Annotated in this window: 25 protein-coding genes and 1 tRNA gene; 10 read left to right on the forward strand and 16 right to left on the reverse strand. The window is 56.8% G+C overall.

Annotated elements, in window-relative coordinates; genetic code table 11:
- Positions 1 to 17: 17 nt before the first annotated feature.
- From AC1Q7F_RS31160 to AC1Q7F_RS31170, 3 genes are all read left to right on the forward strand, one after another.
- Positions 18 to 1,682: a recombinase family protein gene (locus AC1Q7F_RS31160; RefSeq protein ID WP_492512444.1), complete on the forward strand. Its 1,665-nt coding sequence runs from the start codon at positions 18 to 20 to the stop codon at positions 1,680 to 1,682.
- A 448-nt stretch (positions 1,683 to 2,130) separates the two neighbouring features.
- Positions 2,131 to 3,912, forward strand: coding sequence for an ATP-dependent nuclease (locus AC1Q7F_RS31165; RefSeq protein WP_492512445.1), 1,782 nt, complete (start codon positions 2,131 to 2,133; stop codon positions 3,910 to 3,912).
- The gene (locus AC1Q7F_RS31170) at positions 3,905 to 5,683 is read left to right on the forward strand and encodes an ATP-dependent helicase (RefSeq protein ID WP_492512446.1); all 1,779 of its coding nucleotides are present in this window, start codon (positions 3,905 to 3,907) and stop codon (positions 5,681 to 5,683) included. The genes AC1Q7F_RS31165 and AC1Q7F_RS31170 overlap by 8 nt, the downstream gene beginning before the upstream one ends.
- Before the next feature lie 456 nt (positions 5,684 to 6,139).
- Here the strand turns inward: AC1Q7F_RS31170 and AC1Q7F_RS31175 are convergent, their stop codons facing one another.
- The 3 genes from AC1Q7F_RS31175 to AC1Q7F_RS31185 all read right to left on the reverse strand — a co-directional run bounded on the left by AC1Q7F_RS31175 (position 6,140) and on the right by AC1Q7F_RS31185 (position 8,115).
- Positions 6,140 to 7,195 carry a relaxase/mobilization nuclease domain-containing protein gene (locus AC1Q7F_RS31175; RefSeq protein ID WP_492512447.1) on the reverse strand — a complete coding sequence of 352 codons (1,056 nt, stop codon included), beginning with the start codon at positions 7,193 to 7,195 and terminating at the stop codon, positions 6,140 to 6,142.
- Positions 7,192 to 7,548, reverse strand: a complete 357-nt coding sequence (locus tag AC1Q7F_RS31180; RefSeq protein ID WP_492512448.1) for a plasmid mobilization protein — start codon at positions 7,546 to 7,548, stop codon at positions 7,192 to 7,194. Before AC1Q7F_RS31180 ends, AC1Q7F_RS31175 begins: the two co-directional genes overlap by 4 nt.
- 273 nt (positions 7,549 to 7,821) lie before the next feature.
- A complete protein-coding gene (locus AC1Q7F_RS31185; RefSeq protein WP_492512449.1) occupies positions 7,822 to 8,115 on the reverse strand; it encodes a helix-turn-helix domain-containing protein in 294 nt (97 codons plus the stop codon).
- Positions 8,116 to 8,287: 172 nt separating this feature from the next.
- On the opposite strand from AC1Q7F_RS31185, the gene AC1Q7F_RS31190 reads away from it, so the two are divergent.
- The 5 genes from AC1Q7F_RS31190 to AC1Q7F_RS31210 all read left to right on the forward strand — a co-directional run bounded on the left by AC1Q7F_RS31190 (position 8,288) and on the right by AC1Q7F_RS31210 (position 12,002).
- A complete protein-coding gene (locus tag AC1Q7F_RS31190; protein WP_492512450.1) occupies positions 8,288 to 8,698 on the forward strand; it encodes a hypothetical protein in 411 nt (136 codons plus the stop codon).
- 74 nt (positions 8,699 to 8,772) lie between these two features.
- Complete coding sequence (locus AC1Q7F_RS31195; RefSeq protein ID WP_492512451.1) at positions 8,773 to 9,189, forward strand: hypothetical protein; 417 nt, start codon at positions 8,773 to 8,775, stop codon at positions 9,187 to 9,189.
- Between the two features lie 160 nt (positions 9,190 to 9,349).
- Positions 9,350 to 10,030, forward strand: coding sequence for a hypothetical protein (locus tag AC1Q7F_RS31200; protein WP_492512452.1), 681 nt, complete (start codon positions 9,350 to 9,352; stop codon positions 10,028 to 10,030).
- Between the two features lie 13 nt (positions 10,031 to 10,043).
- Positions 10,044 to 10,547: a hypothetical protein gene (locus tag AC1Q7F_RS31205; protein ID WP_492512453.1), complete on the forward strand. Its 504-nt coding sequence runs from the start codon at positions 10,044 to 10,046 to the stop codon at positions 10,545 to 10,547.
- A gap of 6 nt (positions 10,548 to 10,553) precedes the next feature.
- Positions 10,554 to 12,002, forward strand: a complete 1,449-nt coding sequence (locus AC1Q7F_RS31210; RefSeq protein ID WP_492512454.1) for a type IV secretory system conjugative DNA transfer family protein — start codon at positions 10,554 to 10,556, stop codon at positions 12,000 to 12,002.
- A gap of 8 nt (positions 12,003 to 12,010) precedes the next feature.
- Here the strand turns inward: AC1Q7F_RS31210 and AC1Q7F_RS31215 are convergent, their stop codons facing one another.
- The 8 genes from AC1Q7F_RS31215 to AC1Q7F_RS31250 all read right to left on the reverse strand — a co-directional run bounded on the left by AC1Q7F_RS31215 (position 12,011) and on the right by AC1Q7F_RS31250 (position 15,496).
- Positions 12,011 to 12,358, reverse strand: a complete 348-nt coding sequence (locus tag AC1Q7F_RS31215; protein WP_492512455.1) for a hypothetical protein — start codon at positions 12,356 to 12,358, stop codon at positions 12,011 to 12,013.
- 154 nt (positions 12,359 to 12,512) lie between these two features.
- Entirely contained in the window at positions 12,513 to 12,845 is a 333-nt protein-coding gene (locus AC1Q7F_RS31220) for a hypothetical protein (protein WP_492512456.1), read from the reverse strand.
- A gap of 23 nt (positions 12,846 to 12,868) precedes the next feature.
- Positions 12,869 to 13,156, reverse strand: a complete 288-nt coding sequence (locus AC1Q7F_RS31225) for a hypothetical protein (protein ID WP_492512457.1) — start codon at positions 13,154 to 13,156, stop codon at positions 12,869 to 12,871.
- Positions 13,157 to 13,230: 74 nt separating this feature from the next.
- Positions 13,231 to 13,515, reverse strand: coding sequence for a zincin-like metallopeptidase domain-containing protein (locus tag AC1Q7F_RS31230; protein ID WP_492512458.1), 285 nt, complete (start codon positions 13,513 to 13,515; stop codon positions 13,231 to 13,233).
- Entirely contained in the window at positions 13,463 to 13,840 is a 378-nt protein-coding gene (locus AC1Q7F_RS31235) for a hypothetical protein (RefSeq protein WP_492512468.1), read from the reverse strand. Before AC1Q7F_RS31235 ends, AC1Q7F_RS31230 begins: the two co-directional genes overlap by 53 nt.
- Positions 13,841 to 13,899: 59 nt before the next feature.
- Positions 13,900 to 14,175, reverse strand: coding sequence for a hypothetical protein (locus AC1Q7F_RS31240; RefSeq protein WP_492512459.1), 276 nt, complete (start codon positions 14,173 to 14,175; stop codon positions 13,900 to 13,902).
- 8 nt (positions 14,176 to 14,183) lie between these two features.
- Positions 14,184 to 14,468, reverse strand: coding sequence for a hypothetical protein (locus tag AC1Q7F_RS31245; RefSeq protein ID WP_492512460.1), 285 nt, complete (start codon positions 14,466 to 14,468; stop codon positions 14,184 to 14,186).
- Between the two features lie 113 nt (positions 14,469 to 14,581).
- Positions 14,582 to 15,496 (reverse strand): ArdC family protein, encoded by a 915-nt coding sequence (locus AC1Q7F_RS31250; protein WP_492512461.1) that lies wholly within the window; start codon positions 15,494 to 15,496, stop codon positions 14,582 to 14,584.
- Positions 15,497 to 15,871: 375 nt separating this feature from the next.
- On the opposite strand from AC1Q7F_RS31250, the gene AC1Q7F_RS31255 reads away from it, so the two are divergent.
- Positions 15,872 to 17,119 (forward strand): AAA family ATPase, encoded by a 1,248-nt coding sequence (locus tag AC1Q7F_RS31255; protein WP_492512462.1) that lies wholly within the window; start codon positions 15,872 to 15,874, stop codon positions 17,117 to 17,119.
- Positions 17,120 to 17,121: 2 nt separating this feature from the next.
- A complete protein-coding gene (locus tag AC1Q7F_RS31260) occupies positions 17,122 to 19,698 on the forward strand; it encodes a S8 family peptidase (protein WP_492512463.1) in 2,577 nt (858 codons plus the stop codon).
- Positions 19,699 to 19,771: 73 nt separating this feature from the next.
- Here AC1Q7F_RS31260 and AC1Q7F_RS31265 read toward each other — a convergent pair whose 3' ends face one another.
- From AC1Q7F_RS31265 to AC1Q7F_RS31285, 5 genes are all read right to left on the reverse strand, one after another.
- Positions 19,772 to 20,698, reverse strand: a complete 927-nt coding sequence (locus tag AC1Q7F_RS31265) for a nucleotidyl transferase AbiEii/AbiGii toxin family protein (RefSeq protein ID WP_492512464.1) — start codon at positions 20,696 to 20,698, stop codon at positions 19,772 to 19,774.
- Complete coding sequence (locus AC1Q7F_RS31270) at positions 20,688 to 21,095, reverse strand: DUF6088 family protein (RefSeq protein ID WP_492512465.1); 408 nt, start codon at positions 21,093 to 21,095, stop codon at positions 20,688 to 20,690. The genes AC1Q7F_RS31265 and AC1Q7F_RS31270 overlap by 11 nt, the downstream gene beginning before the upstream one ends.
- Before the next feature lie 118 nt (positions 21,096 to 21,213).
- Positions 21,214 to 21,759 carry a hypothetical protein gene (locus AC1Q7F_RS31275; RefSeq protein ID WP_492512466.1) on the reverse strand — a complete coding sequence of 182 codons (546 nt, stop codon included), beginning with the start codon at positions 21,757 to 21,759 and terminating at the stop codon, positions 21,214 to 21,216.
- 177 nt (positions 21,760 to 21,936) lie between these two features.
- Positions 21,937 to 23,247: a tyrosine-type recombinase/integrase gene (locus AC1Q7F_RS31280; protein ID WP_492512467.1), complete on the reverse strand. Its 1,311-nt coding sequence runs from the start codon at positions 23,245 to 23,247 to the stop codon at positions 21,937 to 21,939.
- A 170-nt stretch (positions 23,248 to 23,417) separates the two neighbouring features.
- Positions 23,418 to 23,494 (reverse strand) — tRNA-Met (locus AC1Q7F_RS31285).
- Positions 23,495 to 23,626 lie beyond the last annotated feature (132 nt).

Below are 23,626 nucleotides of genomic sequence, written 5' to 3' on the forward strand. Positions count from 1 at the left end.
GACACGCCGGTGACCCCATGAGCTTTCGCGCCGTCATTTATGCGCGTTATTCCAGCGACCAGCAGAGCCCGTCCTCGATCCAGGACCAATTCCGCATCTGCCGGGAACGAGCAGCCCGCGAAGGCTGGCAGGTTGTCGCCACCTACCAGGATGCAGCCGTGTCCGGCGCATCGCTGACGCTGCGACCGGGCATCCAGTCGCTGCTCCAGGACGCACAAGCCCGTAGGATCGACATCGTACTGACCGAAGCCTTGGACAGATTAAGTCGCGACCAGGCCGATATCGCCATCCTGCACCGCCAGTTCCAGTTCTCCGGCATCAAGATGGTCACCTTGGCGGAGGGGGAGGTGAACGAGCTCCATGTGGGACTGAAGGGCACCATGAACGCCCTGTTCCTGAAGGACCTGGCGGCCAAAACCCACCGTGGTCTCCGGGGGCGTGTGGAGCAGGGCAAGGCTGGTGGCGGTTTGTGCTTCGGGTACGATGTCATCAAGGAGCTCGGAACCGATGGCGATCTGGTCCGCGGTGGTCGCCGCATCAACGAGGCGGAAGCAGCCACGGTCAGACGAATCTTCCAGGAATTTGCCCGGGGGGTCAGCCCCCGAACGATTGCCGCCAACCTGAACAAGGATGGGGTCCTCGGCCCCAATGGAAAAGCCTGGGGCGATACGACCATCCGTGGGCATGCGATCAGAGGAACAGGCACGCTCAACAACGAGCTCTACGCCGGCGTACTGGTCTGGAACAAGCTTCGCTACCTCAAGGATCCGTTGAGCGGCAAGCGTGTCCCCCGCCTGAACCAGGAAAGCGCATGGATCAGAACGGAAGTGCCCGAGCTGAGAATTGTTGACGATGAACTATGGCATGCGGTTCGGCAGCGACAGCAGCAATTGGCCATCCAGTACGAGCCGGCGATCACCGCCGCCCGGGCATCACATGCCAACCGTCTGAACGACAAGCACCGTCCCAGCTTCCTGCTGTCCGGGCTGCTGAAATGTGCCTGCTGCAACGACAACTATGGAATCGTTACCAACGACCGCTATGGCTGCCTCAACCGCTATCGGCGCGGCACCTGCCATAACAGCCACACGGTCAAGCGCCTGGAGATCGAAGCGCGGGTCCTGGATGGATTGCGCCATAAGCTTGTCTCCCCCGAAGCCATTGAGGTCGCCATCCGGGCCGGCATCGACCTGATCAACCAATCCAACCGGGAACTGCGCGCTCGGCAGCATGAGGACCGTCAGGCTCTGGCCAAGGCACAGCGCGGCATCGACGCCATGCTGGCGGCTATTGAGGACGGGCTTTACCAGCCCTCCATGAAGGCCCGACTAGCGGATCTGGAACAGCAGAAGGTTCAACTCGAAGCCCGGCTGTCGGAGGCGCCGACCGTCATGCCCGATGTCCACCCCAACATTGCCGGCCTCTACGCCAAGATGATCGAGCGCGTGACGGCGGCCCTGGAGGATCCCATTACCCGCGGCGAGTCCATGGAGGCGATCCGGTCGCTGATCGACAAGGTGGTGATCGAGCCCGGTGCCCGCCGTGGCGAGATACACGCCGAGCTTCACGGCAAATTGGCGGAGATCCTGAACGCAACAACCCGCCCAGATTTCTCTGGGCGGGTTGTTATAACGTCAGTGGATGCGGGGGCAGGATTTGAACCTGCGGCCTTCAGGTTATGAGCCTGCGCACCAATTTCAAGCGATATATCCATTTGATTGATTTTTATGGATTTTATCGCCTTTTCCCAACTCTATCCAAACAGTGCCCTAATTTCTGCCCTAGATTTTGTCGTCAGAACACCCGACCGAGGCCAAAATGCCCTAACAGCCGGGATCGGATAGCACGTCTCACACTCGTGAAGCAAAGCTCTTTCGTGGGAATTCTGTGATCACCCATAAAAAGGTATAACTCGTGCACGGCTCAGGACCTTGAACTGGGGGCTTCCTGCTACTCCTTTCACCTCACCAGCTGATAAGAGTTTCGTGGCCGGCACTGGGTGGCGCTCATGTCTTTTAATGCGTTCCATAGGCCGTCCTTTATCTATTATAGTGAGAAATCGCCATAGAATTTCCTTAGGGCATGACCGTACGCACCAACGGGTAGGCAAGTCCCTAGAGAGGGGGAAACGTGCGTCTATCAAAATTAAGCATCCATAACTTTCGTAACTTTGCGGCAATCGATATTCCGCTCGCCGGCAATATAGTCCTACTCGGAGAGAACCGCGTCGGAAAGAGCAACCTGCTCTTTGCTATTCGACTGGTGCTTGACCCCACCCTTCCTGACTCCGCACGGCAGTTGAAACTTTCGGATTTTTGGGACGGCTGTGATTTTGCGCAGAATCCGCAAATTGAGGTGCATCTGGATTTCGCTGAATTCGATACAGATGCTGCGCTGACAGCTTTATTGACCGACTTCCGTATCTCTGGTGACCCAACGGTCGCGCGATTGAGTTATATTTATCGTAAGAAGCCTGAGATCAGCAACGCACCGAAGTCGGGCGAAGACTGTGAGTTCATCGTTTATGGCGGTGGTGATGAAGCTCGTCCCGTGCCAAGCCGAGTCCGTCGTCGGATCGCACTCGACATGCTTGATGCTTTGCGCGATGCTGAAGGACAGCTTGCGTCTTGGCGCAATTCTCCCCTTCGCCCGTTGCTCGAAGATGCAGTCGGCTCCGTGAGCCGTGCTGAACTGGATGGTGTCGCCGCTGACCTTGAGAAGGCAACTAAGAAGCTGGAAGGCTTTCCATCGGTAAAAACACTCGAAAGTGCACTTCGTTCCGGTATTCTGGATTTGGCCGGTAGCACACACGATATCGACGCGCGATTGCGCTTCGGACCGGCTGATCCGTTGCGACTATTCCGCGCGATCGCGTTGTTTATCGACGGAGGCAAGCGGGGCATTGCCGAAGCAAGTTTAGGCTCTGCCAATGTGGCGTTGGTCGCATTGAAGTTGGCCGAGTTCGCATGGCGGCGCGAAAAAAACGAACGTAACTACTCGCTTCTTTGCATTGAGGAGCCCGAGGCGCATCTTCACCCGCAGTTCCAACGTGCCGTCTTCAACAAACTCTTCAAGAATGCTGATGCCACCCAGGCATTGATTGTGACCAGCCATTCGCCGACCCTCGCGGCGGCGGCACCGCTACGCTCAATCGTTAACCTTCGCAGTGTGAATGGTGCATCCAATGCCTATTCACTTGCCGCGCTCCCGGTAACTCCCGGTGAACTCGACGATATCGAGCGCTATCTAACCGCGACACGATCTGAGTTGCTTTTCGCGCGGGGAGTCATCTTTGTCGAAGGTGACGCAGAGGAAGCGCTACTGCCCGGGTTCGCAGAGGCGGTGGGCCATAATTTGGACCAACTCGGCATCACAGTTTGCAATGTCGCCGGGATCAACTTCATACCTTATGTAAAGCTGGCACAGAGCCTCGGCCTTCCATTTTCTGTTATTACCGATTGGGACCCCTTGGACGGGACTAAGCCGCCACTCGGTAAAACACGAGCATTGGGCATATGGGACGCCATCTGCGCGGTATCCGGGAAAGCTCCATTATCCCCGACAGATAGAGCAATGTGGGAGGCAGCCGACTTCACCACCTTTAGCGCCGGCTGGACATCGGCTGGCATCTTCATGAACAATCAAACCTTCGAGATTGCCATTGCGCAAACACCGAAACTGCAAGCGGCGCTCCTCGATATTCTGGACGAACAAGGTTTCGGCTCAAAGCGGACGGCACGCATCGCTTCCTGGCGTGACGGAACGACGCCTGTCAACCCTGACCAATTGCTGGCGATGATTTCCGATATAGGCAAAGGCCGTCTAAGCGCAAAGCTTGCGACAAAGGTGCCTGGCCTAAAGCCGCCTGACTATATCGCTTTAGCCATTAAGTTCGTGGTGGATCGTGTCTAGTCATCTCGCTCTGGCGCAAGCGCTGGCAGATCTCGAACGCAATCCGGAGCAATATGATGCGGCGCGAGAGCGTAGCCACTGTATCGTCTTGGCTGGTCCTGGTAGCGGTAAGACCAAAACCTTGACCACCGCCATGGCGCGAACGCTGATAGAAGATGTGATCGATCCGCGTGGAGTTGCCTGCATAACGTACAACAACGAATGTGCAATCGAACTTGAGGGGCGTCTAGCCAAGCTCGGCGTTACGGGCAGCGACCGCAGTTTCATCGGCACTGTCCACAGTTTTGCGCTCGCCCAGGTTATCTCGCCTTATGCACGCTGCATTGCAGGCCTCCTTCCTGATAACTTTCGAGTAGCAACGCACACCGAGGTTCGGGCTGCCGTCGAGGCCGCCTATGATGCTGTCATCAATGAAGCAGGTAACCCGCATGACCGTTGGCGCTTCGCAGAAGAGAAGCGCCGCCGCGATGTCGACCGCAGCCGACCGTCATGGCAGGGGCGTAACCCTGAGCTTGCTGCTTTCATTGAAGCCTATGAGGCTGAACTGCGCCGCAATGGGCTAATCGATTTTGACGACATGCCTCTGATCGCGTTTCGGATGATCAAGGACCATCACTGGATTCGTGACGCACTGCGAGCTCGCTTCCCAGTTCTGTTTGTAGATGAATATCAGGACCTGGGACATGCCCTCCATGAACTGGTCTTGTTGCTCTGTTTCGAGAGCGGCATACGTCTGTTCGCGGTGGGCGATGCCGATCAATCAATCTACGGCTTCACGGGTGCCAATCCCGAACTGCTGCGCAGCCTCACAGAACGCGACGACGTTAAGACGATCCGCCTGCGCTTCAACTATCGCTCAGGCGCAAAAATTATCCGCGCCTCTTTGGGGGCGCTTGGTGAGGAGCGCGATTATCACGGTGTTGATGGAGCACCTGATGGTGAACTGACCTTTTGGTCGGTTCAGGGGGACCATGACCGGCAAGCTCAACATATAGCGAAAGCCGTCTTGCCGGCGTTGCTCGGCCGGGGCTTTGAGCTTGAGCAAATCGCGGTTCTGTATCGTGCTGCTTGGCTCGGAGATAAGGTTGCCGAAGCGCTCGGAAGCACTGATATCGCTTTTGTCCGTACCGACGGGAATGCGCTTGTGAAGCGCAATTCGCGCCTTGCCAGATTTATCGAAGCCTGCGCCGGCTGGGTGACGGGCGGATGGCGCGACGCCAACCCATCTTATAGCAGGCTGCTCAGCCAGGCGCTCAATCTAGTCTATGAGGGTCGAGCAAGGGAGGCCGAGGAACAGGCATTGTCTCGCCAGTTGATCGCATTCCTACGAAGCGGCATCGACGCAGGCGAGACTACCCATACATGGTTGTACCGTTTCCGCCGTGAACTGATCGCCCCATGGCAGGCTATTACTCGCAACACGCACCAGGAATGGGAAGTGTGCTCGGAAATGATGTCACGGACCGATCCGGCTCAGGATCGTGACATGCCGCTCAATGTATTTGCTGGGCGGGTTGAGGGCAGCGGTCGTGTTACCTTGAGCACGCTCCACAGCTCCAAGGGGCGAGAGTTTGACGCAGTCATCATGTTTGGTATCAATGATGACGATTTCCCAAATTGGCGGGACAAGAAAAGTGACCGAGGGCTTCGTGAGGCGCGGCGGCTATTCTATGTGGGCGTGACACGACCTCGAAAGGAGCTGTGCCTCGTCTATCAAAAGCAGCATCACTCGCCCTGGGTTGCTGAGCTCTATCATCGCAGCCAGAATTGAGCTTTCTGCTCCTTCTGACTATGCTCAAAGTAAAATTAGAGTAAAACTCAAGATCAGAAATATTATATCAGTGCCCTGGTGGTGGGAACATAGCGAAGAACTTCCACAGCTTGTTCCGCCGCAGAAAATACTGGTACAGCTCATAGACCGTCAGCGGGCCGCTGCATCGGAGCGCCGGACGAATGAGCACGGGCAATTCGTTCTCGGTGACGATAGCTTGCTTCGGTCGAATGACGGGCTGCGATGCATACCGCCGCACACATTGGGCTGCGGCTCTTCTGACAAGCTGGCTCATGCGGTCGCGAATCGACCTTGAAGAAACAGCCGGGTAGCGCCGCCCCACTGTCCTTCCGGCATGTCGGACAGGGGCTGCCGTTTCCTGACGATGGTGCCTGCCGGTGACACCTATCGCGCCGACCCGAAAGATCGCGCCGGCATGACGGCCTGTAGCGGCTCTTATCGGCCCCTGGTGCGGCCACCACCGGGAGCCTCGTTTTGATGGTCAGGCCCCGCGTCGGGTTCGTGGTCTGTCCGTTCCTCCAAACGATCCAGAAGGCATTTGAGCCGGAACGGTCGGTTCAGCAAATCCTGCCGCCGCTGGAAGTCCCGCTGCGCTGCCGTGGCCTGGCTCACATAGTCGTCGCCGCGCGCATAGGCTTTGGTGAGCGACGCGGATGGGTCGCGTTGCCCGCCAGCTTTCCGCCCGGCCTGTATCGCCGCATCCCGCGCGGCATCGGCGGAAGGAAGGTTTTCGCGGTCGAGCGGAGCCATGAAGGCGCGCAGCTCCGCCGCCTTCACCCCTTCGATGCGCCGGGCCAGAGAGTGGATACCGCCCGCACGATCCACGATTACAAAATCCCTCCGGTCACCCAGGGCGAGCGTGTAGCGCATCCCCTCAAGAGCGGCCTTGAACGCTTCCGGCCCGTCGCTTCCCCGAAATGCCGCCGTCACCTCCGCTCGAACCTGCCTGCCGGTGATGCCGGTGCGTTCTTCCTGCCGCAGTTCGGAGCGCGATGGCGTGCGGGCTGGGCGCTCAACACCTACACGCTCGTGATGCGCGCCTTGCACCCGGTCATGGCCGAAGCGGCGCTCAAGATCGCGCGCGACTTCCTCGTGCTTACGGTAATTGTGGCTGTCGGGAATGGCCCGCATGCGCTCTATATCTATCCGCGACCAGACGACGTGAATATGCTCGCGCCCGAATTTCCGGTGCAGGATGACGGCGCGCGGCTGGCCGGTCAGACCAAGTTTCTCCTCAAGGGCGTTGATGGCGTCGGCGCGCTGCTGCGGCGACAACCGGTGCGGCGGCTCCGGGCTGATGGCGGCGTGATAGAATGGCTTGGTGCAGCGGGTGCCGACCGCGAGCGCGTCCATCTCGGCCAGCGCGCCGCGCAAATCCTGGGCGACGGTGCCCCGCGTCTCCAGCAGCGTGACGCGCTCGTTCTTCTCGGCATTGCCGAGATGGGCGGCAAGTTCCCTGGGGCCGGAACGGGATTGGCCCTTGATGATCATGGATCGCGCCCCAGCGCCTTCAGCACGGCGTCACGCATCTGCCGCAGCCCGTCCAGCGCCTCGGCGAAGCGACCGCGATCAACCGGATCGCCGAAATTGGCGAAGCGGGCCACCTGGTTCATGTTGTTGCCGATGGCACCCAACTGGCCCAGCAACCGGGCCAGTTCGCGGCGCTCGATCTGGGGGCGGCGCATCTGGCGCGGTGCCGGTGCGCCAAGCAGAACCTGCCGGGCGTAGCTGCCCGCCGTCAAGCCGGCACGGCTGGCCGCCGCGTCGATGGCTTCCCGTTCCTCCGGCGTGAGCCGGATGGTGAGGTGAGCTGTTCGGGCGCGCTTCTCACTGCCATGGCTCATGCATCGCGTTCCGAGGCCGGAGGAACAGGATGGGGAGAAGCGTCTTCCTAATCGGGGTGCACGGGGCAGAAGGCCCCTGCCAAGACGCGCGCACTACCGCGCATGGCTTGCCACTTACCCTTTCCGGTTTTGGCCTGTTCATGGGACACACTCCAGGAGGCCGGACGCTGACGCGAGCTGGTCGGATCATACATCGAATCCGGTCAGTTCAGGGCATGCGCCTCTATGCGGCGGAGAAAAATTTTGACGGCGCGTATGCGGCGACAGCCGTATTCAGCCGCCGCTCTTGCCGCGCGCCGAACCGGCCCGCCTGCCGCTGGGCAGTGGTGCAGGCTTGTCGCCCGGTTCCATCGCCGCGAAAAATTCCACGATCTCCACCCCCAGCGCGGATGCCAGACGTTCAAGCACATTGACCGTCGGGTTTTCCATCTCGCGCTCAAGGCGGCTCACATACGTCCTGTCCACCTCCGCATCGACGGCGAGCTTTTCCTGCGCGAGGCCCTGGGCGACGCGCAGGCGGCGGAGATTCCATGCGACGAGCTGCTGTGCGGATGGCCGGTCTGTCATGCCGGCAGCGGAACATCGTTGAAGACCAAGAAACCACGGACTATAGTCACGTATTAGAGATACCCGTGTTGCTCCGCGCGTGCGCCTGCCGCCCGCGCCAGCTTTTGTCCTTCACTGATCCGCTGTGCACCTAGTCCCTGTAAGCGCGTATGTCGCCATGGAGGAGGGTCAAATGCCTCAGGTTGTCGTGACGCTTGATGAAGCTGCCAACATAGCCGGCGTGATTTTCGGCGTGATCCTGGCGCTCCCAATAGCCATCCCGTTCATCGCCCCCGCCGGTCTGGCGGCTGTGTATGTATATGAGGAATGGGGATGGCACATCCTGTTCACCATCATGATCGGCCTCATCATATTCGCCGCCACTTGTGCCGGGGTGATAGCGCTGCTGCGGGCACTGCCCAGAGATGCCTCGGTCGGGCTGATCGCCCTTTATATCGGTGGTGTCTATGGGGTTTGCTTTCGTGAAGACATCGTCTGGGCGGTCTTCGTCGGCCTGATCGCCGGATGCATCGGCATCGCGATTGGCCAAGGAATCATGGACAGAATTGGGAAGCCCGCCGCAACGCCGGGCGGCACCGCCTGACCTGTTCGCCGCACCGCCGGTTACCGCTGTACCGAATTCCACGATCCAGTTGCTCCGCCCCAAGGGAGGATAGCATGAGCCAGTTGCCGCAGATCGTCGTGACCGCAGAAGAAGCCGGCGAAGGCTTCGTGAACTGCATCAAACTGGGCGCGGCGGTGCCGCCGGTTGCTCCCTTTGTCATTGCCGGCTACATGTCCGGTACACATGTATTCGAGAGCTGGGGATGGCATGCGCTGTTCGCCATCCTGTGCGGCGTGCTGGTGACCGCCACCATCTGCGCCTGCATGTGGCTTCTGCTGCGCGCCTTGCCCAAGCCGATCGCCATCGGACTGGTAGCCCTCTATATCGCCGGCACCTACTGGTACGCGGCGCATGAGAAGATGGAGATGGATCACATCTGGGCGGCCTTCGTCACGCTCATCGCTGGCGGGGTCGGGATTTGGCTGGGAACTGTTATCAAGGATGACGTTGCGGGTAAGTTCTCCGCATGACTGGATCAGCAGTACCTGTCCGCCGCGCCTTCGACAGGCCCCGAGCACATACCAAAATGCCGGAGCAAAGGGGTTGTGCTGCCTTCTACCTTCTATGAGCTAGACATTAGGAAAAAGGATATGCTTCCATAACCATGAAGTGGTAATGGAGCATCGTCCGATGACACATAATAGTGTAGGCGGCAAGATGGTCGCTATTATTACGGCAAAATCAGCGAGCCGCTCCCGGCGCCTGATTGCGGCGGTCTTTATCGCATGCGTTTCATTGACCGCATGCGACAGCGCCACAAAGGAGGAAACTGAAGCGAAAGCCGAAGCTCAAAAAGTGTGGGATAAGATTTTAACGCATTGCGGAGAATCTTATTATTACACAGGGTCGATATTTGATCGATCTGAGATGAGTTTTATGCCGACTGATCCGAAGAATATTTTAGTGGAATACAAGAAACCTTCATTTAACATCATATCTGCAAAGATATCCGAAGCAGAACGGATGAACGGCATTGAATACAATGGGCGCGCAACCATGGTTGCCGGTGTTTATCGCAGCGGAGGCGGTTCTTGGAGCGATGGCCCCGCATCAGAAGCGCGGAACGCACGCGAAATCATGAGCCAAGCTTTGCAGGGCGTGGGCGGCGATATGAGCTACATGGGCGTTTCCGGTGTCATGGCGCTCAATATCGTGAAGGTCAAAGGGGTGTGGACGGTCAGCCGAAGCTCGGCCAGTTTGACTGATACCATTGGAAAAACTTATTATCTTCAAAAGTTCGTAGAAGCCGACGCGCCGAAGTATGATTGCGCGAAGCTTGCAGAAATGCAGGCCGCACCCAACCGCCGCTGAAGCGGCGCACGCCATGGAACAAGAACCACCTAGAACAGGTATGGGGCTGGCAACCCGCTATGCTCTCAGCTTCGCTCAGGGGACTTTCAGGCTATTTACTGGCGGCGCAATTCTCTATGAATTGCACAGTCTGTTCCTGCGTTATTACGCAAACGAATGGATGGGAATTCAGTTCAACGGACCAAATAGATGCAGAGGCATAGATCGTTTTGCGAATGCGGATATGATTTCTGGCGCTACATTTTGCAATGACTTTATAAACTACTTTCCTTGGCTAAAACTCTACGCCAATCATCCCGTTTCTGTTATTTCCTATTACGGAACAGCGTTGGGGATCGTGCTGCTTATCGCCTGGATATGGCGCACGCATATCCGCCACCGACTCCGCTTTGGCCGAAAGGAAGTCGAGTCGCAGAAGGCTCACGGCGATGCGCGTCTCGCGACGGAAGCCGAAGCCATCGCGACGGCGGCGACAGGGGCCGGACGCCGTTCCTCAATTCATGATCAGGAGTTCTAGGCGGCCATGCTCAGTCCGCTCGGCGATGCGCGAACGACGACCGAAGCCGAGCTATCAGCCCGCACCGGCGCGCGCAAGAGCGGAAGCATCCGTCTCGGCCACTATTACGACACCCACACCCAGAAAGCCGGGAGTCCCATCTGGTACAATGGCGAGCGGCACCTGCTGGTGTTCGGCCCCAACGGGTCGGGCAAAGGCACACGCTTCCTGGTGCCTAACCTGCTGCATGGGCTTGAACAGCAATCGGTGATCGTGATCGACCCGAAAGGCGAGCTTGCCGCCGTCACGGCGGAGCATCGCCGCCAGCTCGGCCATGAAGTCGTGATCCTGAATCCGTTCAACGTGCTGGGCCTGGGCAGCGCCGGGTTCAATCCGCTGACCGGCCTCGATCCCGACGCGCCCACCTTCTATGATGATGCCGCCGCCATCGGCGAGGCGCTCATCAAGATCGAGGACAAAGACCCCCATTGGTCGGAGTCGGCGCAGGGCCTCGTTGTCGGCCTCATCATGTGGGAGAAGTTATATAACGGCGACCGTGCGAACCTGGAGAATGTTCGCGGCATGCTGACCGAAGCGAACGAATGGCAAGAAGAGGTCGGGCCAAACGGCACGGTGAGCAAACGGCAAATTGCCGGGCTGCGGGTAACCGCCGAACATATGGTCGCCAAGGGCGGCTTCGAGATCGCCAGCCTTGCCGGGCGTTTCATGGAAGAGAGCCGGGAGCTTTCCAGCATCCAGTCGAATGCCGACACGCAGACGCGATGGCTGCTGTCGCGCCCGATGCGAGACGATGTGAAGAAAAGCGGCATCGACTTCGCCAAGCTGAAGGACAAGCCAACCACCGTCTATGTGATCCTTCCCGCCGAGCGGCTGCGCACCCATAGCGTCTGGCTGCGGCTTGTCATCGTCTCGGCGCTGCGGGCGCTCTATCGTCCCGGCGGACGACGCACCCTTATGCTCATTGATGAGATGGCGGCGCTCGGACATCTTGGCCCGCTCGAAGACGCCTTCGGCTTGGTGCGCGGTTACCGCGTCCAAGTCGCCGCCATCTTCCAGGATCTCGCACAGCTCAAGGCACTCTACAAAGAGCGATGGGAAACCTTCATCGCCAATGCCGGCGTCGTGTTCGGTTTTGCGCCAAACGACCTGACCACCGCCGAATGGATGTCGAAGCGGTCGGGGCAGAGCACCGTAATCGTGAAAGGGATCAATCAGAACACGGGCACTTCGACCGGCGGGCAGGTCTCCGTCAGCTCGGGAGATGGGGCAAGCGATCAGCAGATCGGGCGCCCCCTGTTCCTTCCCCATGAGTTGATCGGTTTCGAGGAGGGAATGGGAATGCTCTGGCTTGCCGGCATGGGCAACAGCACGAAATTCTTCGCGCCGCCCTATTGGAAGATAAAGGAATGCCAGGAGCGGGCGCAGCCAAACCCATATTACCAGCCCGATAGTTGAGCGCGCCGCTACTCGCCGCGCCCCCGACCATCAGGAACACGACCGGCCTGATTGCCGTGAGCGTTCTCTGCCTCAAGACCCTTATTGCCCGAAAGGCGGTCAAGCCGGGCCTGCTGCTCAGGGGTCAATTCACCGTCACGTCCGTACCGTTGGGAACGGTCGAGCTTCGCTTGCTGATCGGGCGCAGGCTGACCCTGTTGGGTGTTCTGCCCGGCCTCGGTTTCCTTTGCCTTCTGTGCCTCGTCATTGTTGGGTTGGGGTTGGTTTTGCGCCTGGTACCACTCGGTTTGGCGCTGTTGCAACGCTTCCGAATTGCGCTTGAAGCGCTCGTTGGCGGCCGAGTTCTCCGAAGCCATGTCGGCGCCCCCTTGGCCGGTATGCTGCGAATGATGAAATTTTGTGGGCCGGGTAGGGCCGTCCTTAGACGGTGGGCCGTCGATGCCGGCGGGCATATCACTGCTCCCTGCGTAGCAACGCTAGGTGCAGGGTATGGGATATTGGTAAGCCGTGCTAGCCCGATTTGCCGCCGGAACTGCCGAGATCGCGCCGCCGAGAAAGAATCTGGTCTATCTGCTTTCGCGTCTCGGCAAAATCCGGATAGGTTTTGTATAGGAGTGGCATCAGATAATTAAATATATCTGTCATGCCGACATACATGTCGGAAATATGCGACGTGAATAAATCAAAGTGCTTATAGGAGCAGTCGCGAAGTTCCTCCAATTCCTTGCGTAGCTTATCATTCTCCTCGCCGATGCGCATCGTATTCGCCGATTCTTTTTTCAGCGCTTCGCGTATATCATCAAGTTCAGCCCTAAGCTCTTGTATGTCAGATTTTATGTGCATCAGTTCCGCAGTTCTGGTTAGATTTATTTTTTGTCGGAGCTACCGAGATCGCGCCGCCGAGAAAGAATCTGGTCTATCTGCTTTCGCGTCTCGGCAAAATCCGGATAGGCTTTGTATAGGAGCGGCATTAGGTAATTGAAGATATCCGTCACGTCGGTAGACATTCCACAGAAGTCATCCGATATTTTTGAAATATGCGACGTAAATAAATCGAAGTGCTTATAGGAGCAGTCGCGAAGCTCATCCAATTCCTTGCGTAGCTTGGCATTTTCCGCGCGCAGATCGGCAATTTCTTTTTCAGTGCTGTTCATGAGTGAAATTATACATAATCATTTATGTTATTTCTATCCTTTGGAAATCCTTTCCCTGTTGGTTAAGAGGCCGCCTAAGCGGCGGCCCCCTGGATCGGCATGGCGGCGGATTGCAGCCCGTGCAGGAAATCAACGGCGCGCTGGGCATGGGCGGCGGCGGTAAAGATGGCGCGCTTGTCGTCTTTCAGCACCTTCAGCCATGAGCCGATATAGGCGGCATGGTCTTCCCTCACCTCGGGGGCAATGCCCAGGTCGGCGGCAAGGAAAGCCGAACCCGTACTATCAAGCGGACACCTGATCGCCCCACTAATCGTCGCCTCGCCCCCGTCCATTGGGAGTGCGACCGGCCTGATTGCCATGAACGTTCTCTGCCTCGGGAACTTTACTGCCCCGAAGACGATCACGCCGGGCCAATTGCTCTGGGGTTAACTTACCAAGCCTGCCATATTGCGAAGAATGATCAGGCCTGGCCTGTTGTTCTGAGGTGGGTTGGCTGGCTGTTACCTTCTCAGTATTCATTTTTACTAGCTTTTCGTTATCTTCCTTCCGAAGCAAATGACTTGCTTCCAGCCGAGTCATTTTGCCATTGGCGGTTAATTCCTCCATCCGAGAATGGTAGGCTTGAATTTCTTCATCAAGTGAGTTTACCGGTTGAGGCGATGTTCCCTTGCCTTGCTGTGCCATGGTCTGCACTCGCATAGTGAGTCTTAGGTAATAGTATGCGAGATAATCCGTTTTGTCCTTTAGGAATGCGGTGGAGCACCTGGCGTTGGCTGATCCGCCCTGCCCAGGATTTCTTCGATCTGCTCAATCGTCTTTACGATCTCAGGCTCCTTATATAGCAGAGTATTAATCTTCTCGTGTGCGTGGCTAACTTCGGTTGCCAAGTTCAGAGTCCCATCTTTCAGAGCGCCAATCCACTTGTTCGTACCGTTAATTATCTGCCTTAGCTCACCAATTTCGATTTTCATTTCAGAAATTTGAGATTTTAATTCCATTATTTCTTTACTGTTTTCCATATCAGCCCTCATTTCTCCCGCCGGTCGAGCGGATTGAAGAATAATCCGTCACCCTTGCCGATGATTTTCTCCGCATCGGTCAAAGCGTCGGCGGTCTTGGGGAAAAGATTCATTTCAATAATGTCCAGACGTTCAGAGGCTTCACGTCGGCTAACGACCAGGGTGCTAATCAGGTCATTCATCGCGCCGGTCGTGTTGATGAAGCTCTTGGCCAAACGATCCATCCGCGAATAAAGCTCGTCGATCTTCCCCCTCAGTGCCTCATTCTCAGCAGAAAGCACATTGACGCGCATTTCAAGCTTCTTAAGGTCACCTACTAGAACTGATACATCAGTGTTTTGCATGGGCATATTATACACTAAAAATATCGTTATTTCCATTGAAACGAGACCGGGGATAGGGCCGCCTAGGCGGCGGCCCCTAGGATCGGCATCGCTGCGGGTTGCAGCCCGTGCAGGAAATCAGCGGCCCGCTGGGCATGGGAGGCAGCAGTGAAGATGGCGCGCTTGTCGTCTTTCAGCACCTTGAGCCATGAGCCGATATAGGCGGCATGGTCTTCCCTCACCTCGGGGGCGATGCCCAGGTCGGCGGCAAGGAACGCCGAACCCAGCTCGGCGACCAGTTCCTCGGCGGCATAGCCTTCATCGCCCCAGCGCTTGCGGCCAAAATCCCGGTCGAGCCGCGACTTGTGCCGCGTCCAGTGCGTCATCTCATGGGCCAGCGTGGCGTAATAGCTTTCCGCGTCCTTGAAGCAGGTGAAGGGCGGCATCTGCACATAGTCGGGATTGACGGCATAGTAAGCCTGGGTGCCGCCATGCCGGATGTCGGCCCCGGTGACGGTGAAGAACCGATCCACATCGGCGATGCGCTGAACCGGATCAAGCACCGGGGCAGCGGGCGCATGATACTGCGCCGGCAGCCCGTCGATCTGCTCGACATTGAACACTGTGTAGCCCTTCAAGAAAGGGATTTCGCGTTCGATCTCTTCTCCGGCTTCGGTGGTATCGGTACGGGTGATGCGGTTCGCATAGACGACAAGCGATCCCGTCTCGCCCTTCCTGACCTGCCCGCCCAATTCCTGAGCCTGTTTGTAGGTCATCCAGATGGGGGCGGCGAAGCCCTTCGCCATGGCTTCGCCCCACAGTATGACGATATTGATGCCGCGATAGGGCGTCCCGTTATGCCGCAGGGGCCGCGTGATGCGCCCGGCGGCATGTTCGGTATTCCAGGGCTTGAACCAGGGCCGCACTCCCTGTTCCAGGTCGGCGACGATGCGGTTGGTGATGCGGGTATAAAGGTCGGCTTTCTCCGTGGTGGTCATTTCCCTTGTCCTCATGTCCGGGTTGCACATGCAACCCGGAGCGAGGCTCGCGCCGGTGAGCGGGGTGTCCGGGGTCAAGGCCGGAAGGCGCGGAGGGGGATCACCCGGCCTGCACGGAACGCAGTGGAGGAAGGTCGGGGAGACCGCGCCTGACGCCCACGCATCGCGTGGGGAAGCCTTGATGCCGGCGGGGGCGCAGCCCCGTTTGTTAAATCAGCCTTGTCGTACTTATGATCTAGAGGCGCATAATCACTGCGGTTTTTGCATCATAAAACCGACTTCAGTCATCTGTGCGGCTTCTTATTGCATATCTATGAGAGATATGTCATAATCAACAACACATACCGAGTTAATAGCTTAGCGGAGCGCATAAAAATGGAGCATTTCGATATCATTTTGGCGTTGGCTCAGATTGCGCTTGAGGGCGACCCCAAGCGCGCGGGTCATCAGGTTGAACGTCTCCGTAACGCACTGGAGGGTGATAACAAGGAACAAGCCGCTAAGCTCGGACGACTTCTGACACGAAATGGCCGCCGTCAGGGAATGGCCCCTATGGCTCTAGACGAAATGCGCCTCACGGCTGAAGCAGCGCGCCGCCGTCTGCCTGGTGAGGTATTGACTGTTTCAACGCCCCTACCTCATGATCGTGAAACAAGCGCTCCATTGGTTAATGTTGTATTTCCAGATGCCATTGAGTCTGATTCGCCAATACTCAGTGCTCCCCTTACGTCTGCAATCGAAGATCTATTGATCGAATGGCGCCGATCTGACGAACTGGAACGCATCGGCGCATCCCCAAACACCAGATGCTTAATTTATGGTGCGCCGGGCGTTGGAAAGACAAGACTTGCACACTATCTAGCAAAGCGCCTTGATCTTCCATGTGTGGAAGCAAGATTAGATGGTCTCGTATCATCATTTCTTGGAACAACTGCAAGAAATATAGGATCTTTATTTGACTTTGTTCATCGCTACCGCTGCGTACTATTCCTTGATGAATTTGATGCGATTGCCAAAGCTCGGGACGATGCTCAAGAGGTTGGTGAAATAAAGCGTGTTGTAAATACACTCCTACAATCATTGGACCGGCGGAATGGACGAGGGTTTACGTTAGCCGCGACAAACCACGAACATCTGCTGGATACAGCTGTATGGAGACGTTTCGAAGTTCGGATCGAAATACCGCTTCCCTCGCCCGAAGTACGAGGTCAGTTACTTGATCGTTTTGTACGTCCTCTACGTCTCCAAGAGGCCGAGCGTAAATTCCTTGTGTGGGCAACAGAAGGTATGAGTGGTGCAGATATCGAGGCTCTCATTGATGCCGGTAAGCGCCATATTGTATTACATGGAAGTAGTGCCTCCGATGGAGGCCCAACTCGTGATGCTATAGCCCGAGGGAAGACGCTTTATGACGCACTTAGCCGTCAAGCTTTTCTGAATTCAAGAATGTTCACTCCGGATCGCCAAAGGCTCTTGGCAGGTAGTCACGGGTTGCTTGTTGATGCCCTTCTTGCGGCCAACTTCACCCAAAAAGAAGCGGGTGATCTTCTTGGTTTGTCACAAAGCGCTGTTTCACGGCGACTGAAGAGCCGTAGTCAAAACATGCAAGATCAGGAGCATTGACCATGGCAAAGGAAATTCAAGAACTTCGTCCTGTCCAAGTTTTTCTTGATACAAAGAAGTTTATTGGGATCGAAGATCCAAAGAAACCCCCAACTGGAAAGAGGGATTTCTACAAAGACAATGATCGAGGATTTTCTCGTCACAAACAGAAAATCCGTTCTACCATTCAAGATATTAGCCGCGTTCTCAAATCTAGAGAACAAGATGCCGGTTTTATTCATGTCCAAATGCGAGACGAAGCTTTGGGGAAAAGTTACCGTCCACTCGGTAGTCTTTTCACAGAATCGCATGGCTTTGCCCTTGTTGGAGCTGGGCACATTGGCGAATTGATGTTTCAGGTAACGCATGCTGCTTTGGATAAACTCGACAGCCTTATTGAAGAAAAGGCAGAGATCACCCCTAGGCTTGCACCTAATAAGAAAACAGGAGAATTAGAAAAGCGTATCTCTGGCTATCGAAGCGAGGTGGGGGCCATTAGCAATCTTAAACTCCATGACAATGCTGATAGGATATCTTTTTCTGCACAAGAAGCCGTTGCATGGATGGGACAGCCTGAAGTTATTGGTGGATATATTGTTGAGCTATTTAAACCAAGATCAGATTTGGCACCCAATGCTATAGCCGCGTTGTTGGAGAAATTCCACGCTGCGCTTTCCGCACTTCCATCGGGCATCTCAGCTCGAACTTTTCTGCCGAGGGAGGCCGGGGATGGATATGGTGAGCCTTCTCTTGCATTGAGCATTCAGCTCCTGACCAACCCTCAGCGAAAGGAAATCTGGCTTCCCGGCACAGGGGGGGCTCTCGCTGTTGTGTCAAAAGTACGGTCTGTTATTCAACCCTCTGAGCGCGACTTATTGCCTGCACACCATCAAGCGTTGCTGCATACTTTAGCTGAACAGGCTATCGTACGCAGCGTAGATTTGCCTCCGTTAATCGAAGCAGCGCCAGCCGCGCATCCAAGTAGTGCGGCACGCCCAATTGTTCCGGTGCCCGCGCCAAATGGGAAATACCCTGTGGTAGGCATTATCGACGGCGGTGTGGCCTCTATTCCTGAGTTGTTGCCATGGCGGGTCGGCGATGCAGGCGTTGTAGCTCCTGGCGATAAGGATGAGTGCCATGGCACTTTTATTGCCGGACTCGTCGTCGCTGCGGAATCACTTAATCCACATCTCGCTGGTCAAGTTGAGGCTCAGAGCTGTAAGTTCTTTGATCTCGATATATTTCCTCGTAAGGAACTGCGTCACCAATATTATGGTGGAGATATAGATTATTTCTTCGATCTTCTCGATGAGAAGATTAAAATTGCCAAGCGTGACTATAAAGTCCGTGTATTTAATCTTAGCTTTGGCCTAAGAACCCCTAATCCCCGTTTTGGGTATACGCCGCTCGCTGATCGCCTCGACAGGCTGGCTCTGATCAACGACGTCATATTAGTTGTGTCAGCCGGCAATCTTCCCCAAGGCCAAACGCGTCCGGTGTGGCCGAAGAAAGCAACGGACGCCACTGCCATGCTAGCGGCCTTTGGTAGCGGCTTACAGAATATCACACCTCCTGCCGAACATCTGCTCGGCCTCACCATTGGCGCAGTAAATCCGCCAGGGGTTAAGGGGCACGAGGGCTTTTTGCCTACGACTTATACTCGGCGCGGCCCCGGTGTCGGAGGCGCGCGTAAACCGGATCTTGCTCATTTTGGCGGCACAGAACCCAGTGCCTCGCTAATGGGTAATCAGACGGGATTGCGATCTTTTGCGCCTGACGGAGAATGCGTCGAAAACTGCGGGACTAGTTTTGCGACTCCTAATGCAGCGGCGACCATCGCTACTCTAGATCAGCGTCTCGAACATTCTCAGCCACGAGAAGTCTTGTTGGCACTTCCCATACATCGAGCGCTTAGGCCAAAGCCACTTACACATGCCGCATTGCGACACATATCACGGGAATTCGTTGGGTTTGGCCTTCCTCCAGTTGCTGACTCTTTGTTGGTCGATGATCCATATGCGATTTCACTAATCTTCAGTGAAATACTTCCGCGACGCAATAAATTGGAGTTCAGATTCTCCTGGCCTGCGAGTCTTGTAAATCCAGATGGCTCGTGCCGTGGTAGGGTGGATTTAACATTAGCTTACACTCCGCCCATTGATCCGGATCATAAAGATGAAGCGCAAAGAGTTCAGCTGGAAGCGCGCCTCTATCAGGAAAACATTCTGCCGGAGACTGGTGATACAGATTGGGACAACCAGCTCGAAACAGATGGGGCAGGCGTACCGAAAGGAATGAACAAAACTGAAAGCTATTTGCTCAAGACTGGGATCAAATGGAGTCCTATAAAGCGTTACGAAGCCAGCATGGTTCATGGGCGTGGAAATAGCTCCAACTGGATGCTGTATTTGGAATCATTAACGAGAGCGGGGGCTGCTTATCCCGCCGCTGGGGTGCCATTTGCCATGGTAATGACAATATCTGATCCCAAAAGAAGCGCCCCAATCCATGACTCTGTTCGCAATACCCTTGTAAATCAGGGACTGACTATTGCGGATATCACGATAGCGCATCGCATTCGCCCGCGTAGAAATCGGTGATGATCAGAAAGATGGGGGGCTCGTTTATCTTGTTCGAAGTCCTGTGGAAATTCTGTTGGGCGGGAGAATGAATTTATCCCTCCAGCAATTCCCGGATCGTCGCCACCGCTTCATCGAAGCTTGGCCTCTCCCCATAGACCATGCTCGTCATGAACAACTGATAACGGTTGCGGTATTCCGGCATGGTAGCAAGGGCAGATAGGGCCTTGTCGGTTTCGCTCTGGATGTCAGCGGCATAGGCCGGATACTGGTTGCGGAATTCCTCCGCGTCGGCGACGGATACCTCCGCCACCAACTGCCTCACCAGTTTCACGTCGATAACGCCGCGGATCATATGCAGGTCGTAGATGTGCCGCACCAGCGTCTTATCGACCAAGCGGCTGAGGCCGGCCAATTCCATGGCCGTTCGCCTGGTCAGCGACACCAACTTCTCCGCCGCCGTCTCATCAATGCTGACACAGGTAATCGCGGGCACCTCTGCCGGCTGTCCAGTGGCCTCGGCAACGAAGGATGATACGGGGCGAACGACGGCGGGTCGCCGCAGCTTGGCATAGGTCAGCTCAACCTGAATGGTCGGGCGCAGCTGGTCGGCAACCCCCAATGCCTCATAGGGCAGATGATAGGTGGTATAGCGGTTCTCATCGCGCGACCGCATGTGCGCCGAGTTCGACGGGTCGAATGGGAAATCGGCAGCAATGAGGGCTGCCGTTACCTTGTCTCGTAACGCCGCGAGCTGTCGCCGCTGCTGAGACTTGCTGATCGCCGCATCGCCTGGGAGGACGATCTTGAAATCCACGTCCTCGGACATGCGGCGCACCAGCCGGTGCGCACGGGCGACGGCTGTTCCCCCGGCAAAGACCAGCAGGAAGGGGCTGGCGTCCAGCACAGAGAGTGCACGGATCGCCTGAACGACACGGAAGTCCTTCGCGACGACAATGGTATTGGGCAAGCCGAAGAAGTCGGCAATGGCTTTCAGATTGACTGGTGATTTATCGCTCAAACGCCAACTCCATTGCCTTATACCGGAGGCGGCGGGAGAAGCGTCCGCGCAACCTCACAAGCGGCGTCATTGGAACCTGAGTAGAGCGCCCCTGATTATAGGCTTGCTCTGCCGACGACGGCTCCCACGGCACATTGAGCTTATCCAGCGCCTGCCGGGATACAGAGTCAAAACCTTCCCCGGCCAACATGGGCTGCCCGGTTAGGGGGGAAGTTTCAGCGCGAGCATAGACGCCATAGCCGAGCCGGATCAGCTTGCCCTCATCTGTCAGCCTGCGAAGGGTACGCAGCACCTGGCGTTCCCCGCTCAGGTCGGAGAATTCGCGCGTCAGAAAAACTGCATCGCTCTTCTGAGCGATCCGTTTCTCTATCTGTTGCTGTAGTGTCTGCCTCGGCATGGTCTCGCCCCCTGCAAAAACCTGACATTCTTTATATGCAAAAACCTGACAAATAGCAAGGGCTTCCAGAATAATATAATTATATCAATTAGTTAAATTGGCGATTATAACCTGTGCATCAGGTAATGCGTGGAAATTGCCCAAGCGGTACGATGGTTAAGCCAAGTCGGCGCGGATCGACGATATACTCGTCCTCGTCAAGATATTGGCTGTGCTTTCCCGGCCCCGCGATGATCGCATCAGCTTGTGCATCAACGCGGAGCAGAACTCCGCCCATTCCCTCGCTCGCGGCTAGACCCCTCGCAAATGTGACAGCGACATCCCGGCGCTGTGCCCAGCTAAAGCCGATCCGCCGTCCATGCCAGCAATCTAGGTTTTCACCCCGATAGAGGGTGAGCGCTGTCCCCTCATAAGGGGGTAGTAGGCGCCATAGGGCTTCAAGCATCAACGCATCATTTGCGACATGGGCGCGCACACGAAACCCGCGTGTCGTCCAATAAGTATGGAAAGCATCGGAGATGGCAGGGGATGGCACGAGTTCGGACTGCACGACAGCGGCTATTGCTTGTGGCCACTGACGCGTTTCTTCGATCTCCTTCATGACATTCGTCGCAGCGCTCCAGTCGTTATCAGACAGGGCGGCCATGAATTTCTTTACAAGCATGGGGCACATTTACCAGATGTCAGTTGCCGTTTCATCGCTGCGGTGTCTGGTGCCAGCAGGTATCCTGTTTTTCTTTTTGAGGGTAGTGGAAAGTCAGCACGATGGGGCCAAGCCCCAGAGGGCGCACCCGCAAGGGGTGCGCCAACCGAACCCGCCAAGCGGTTCGTAAGGGCCAGATTACAATTCCTCCCCGTCGGAAAGCCGGGCAGGCTTATTCCTCTTGTTGGGTCTGGTTTTCGGCTTCAGCACGTTGATCGCCGCCGCATCGAGCGTGTTCTTCAGATGGATCGCATAGTACTTTTCGATCATCTCGACGCTGGTGCGGCAGTTCTTGGCGATCTGGTAGATGTCCGCGCCTTCCATGAGGCGCATGCAGATATAGGTATGCCGCAGGCTGTAGGCGGTACGAAGTTTGCCGTCGCGGTCGGCCCGCAGGCCGGTTCGCGTCAGCAGATTATTGAACAGCCGGACGTGATTGCCGGGGAATACGAGGTCGGTCGGCTTCGGCAGTTGCGGTGTGGGTGGCGGTGGGACATTCCCACCTTCCTTCCGCCGGCGCTGCGCCTCACGGCGCGTCTCGCCGTGTGCCGGCCTGGGCCGGGCGAGCAGGCGGCGATAGACCCGCACTGCGCCCGGCATGCTCTTGCAATGGCCGACGCCGCGCTTGCCGCGCACCTCGATCTCCAGGATTTCTTCGCCGGTCGCATGATCCTGGGCGATGGACACGTCGCGATGTTCGAGGTTGAAGCCTTCATCGGGCCGTAGGCCCGTGTTCGCCATGAACAGGATGAAGTCGTAAACCTGTTCGGCATTCCATCGGTAATAGTCGCTGGCCGGCTCCTTGGCATAGGTGCGTGCCGCCTCATAGAGCTGCTTGTACTCTTCGGGGCTGAACCATGGCCGGTGGCTGAGTTTGCCCTGCGTCTTGTAGGGCGGGGACAGGTCGGGCAGGTGATCCAGCCAGCCATGACGGATGGCGGTCTTGAGCACCATCCGCAAGGTCACGATCTCGTCGTGGATCGTGCTGCGGGCCGGCGGCTTGGTTCTGGGCTTGTGCTGGCTTTTCGAGGCGGGGTTAGGCTCCGCATAGGTCGTCATGCGGTGAACCCGATATTCCTGCACCTTGCCGGAGGTCACCTTGTCGAGCGGCAGCGCGCCAAAGAAGGGCACCAGATGCACCCGGAGGCGGATGGCGTAGCCTTCCGTCCATTTGGTGCTGCGCTGGCCGTCGGTTATGACGCCATATTCCTTGAGGAACTGGTCAGCCGCCTTCTTGAAGGTCGGCCCGTCATCAAGGACGCCAACCCGTTCCTTGGCCTTGAGGGTGAGATACCAATCCTCGGCGGCCTTGCTGGCGGCTGCGAGGGCTTCCTGTTTGGTGCTGATTTGGCGCTGCCTGCCCCCTACGGAGGCGCGGGCCTGCCAGAAGCGGCTGGTGGGCTTCTGCGTGAGTTGGACTTTTCCACCCAGCAAATCAATCGTCGGCATGTGAACCTTCCTTTCGCGTTAGCGGGCGGAATGCGGTTCTTTGGGCGAGATTGACCACAGGCTATCAGGTTTGGCCTATGTGATCCAAGTGCCCTAAAACTGCTCTAGGGCATTTCCGACCTTTCGGTCGATGCCCTAGTAGGTCACTGCGTTGATTTCATTGGGGAAACTGGTTGCGGGGGCAGGATTTGAACCTGCGGCCTTCAGGTTATGAGCCTGACGAGCTACCGGGCTGCTCCACCCCGCGTCAAACCGGTCGCGTTTGAGCGTCCGGTAAGGGCGTAACGCCGGCTTTTTGGACCGGTGTTGTGTTTTGCATATGGTGAAGTTGTACCTGTTACGAGCGGACCTGGCGGCGACCTACTCTCCCGCGTCTTGA

This window comes from Niveispirillum sp. GW835-FHT14G11, from assembly GCF_058793615.1.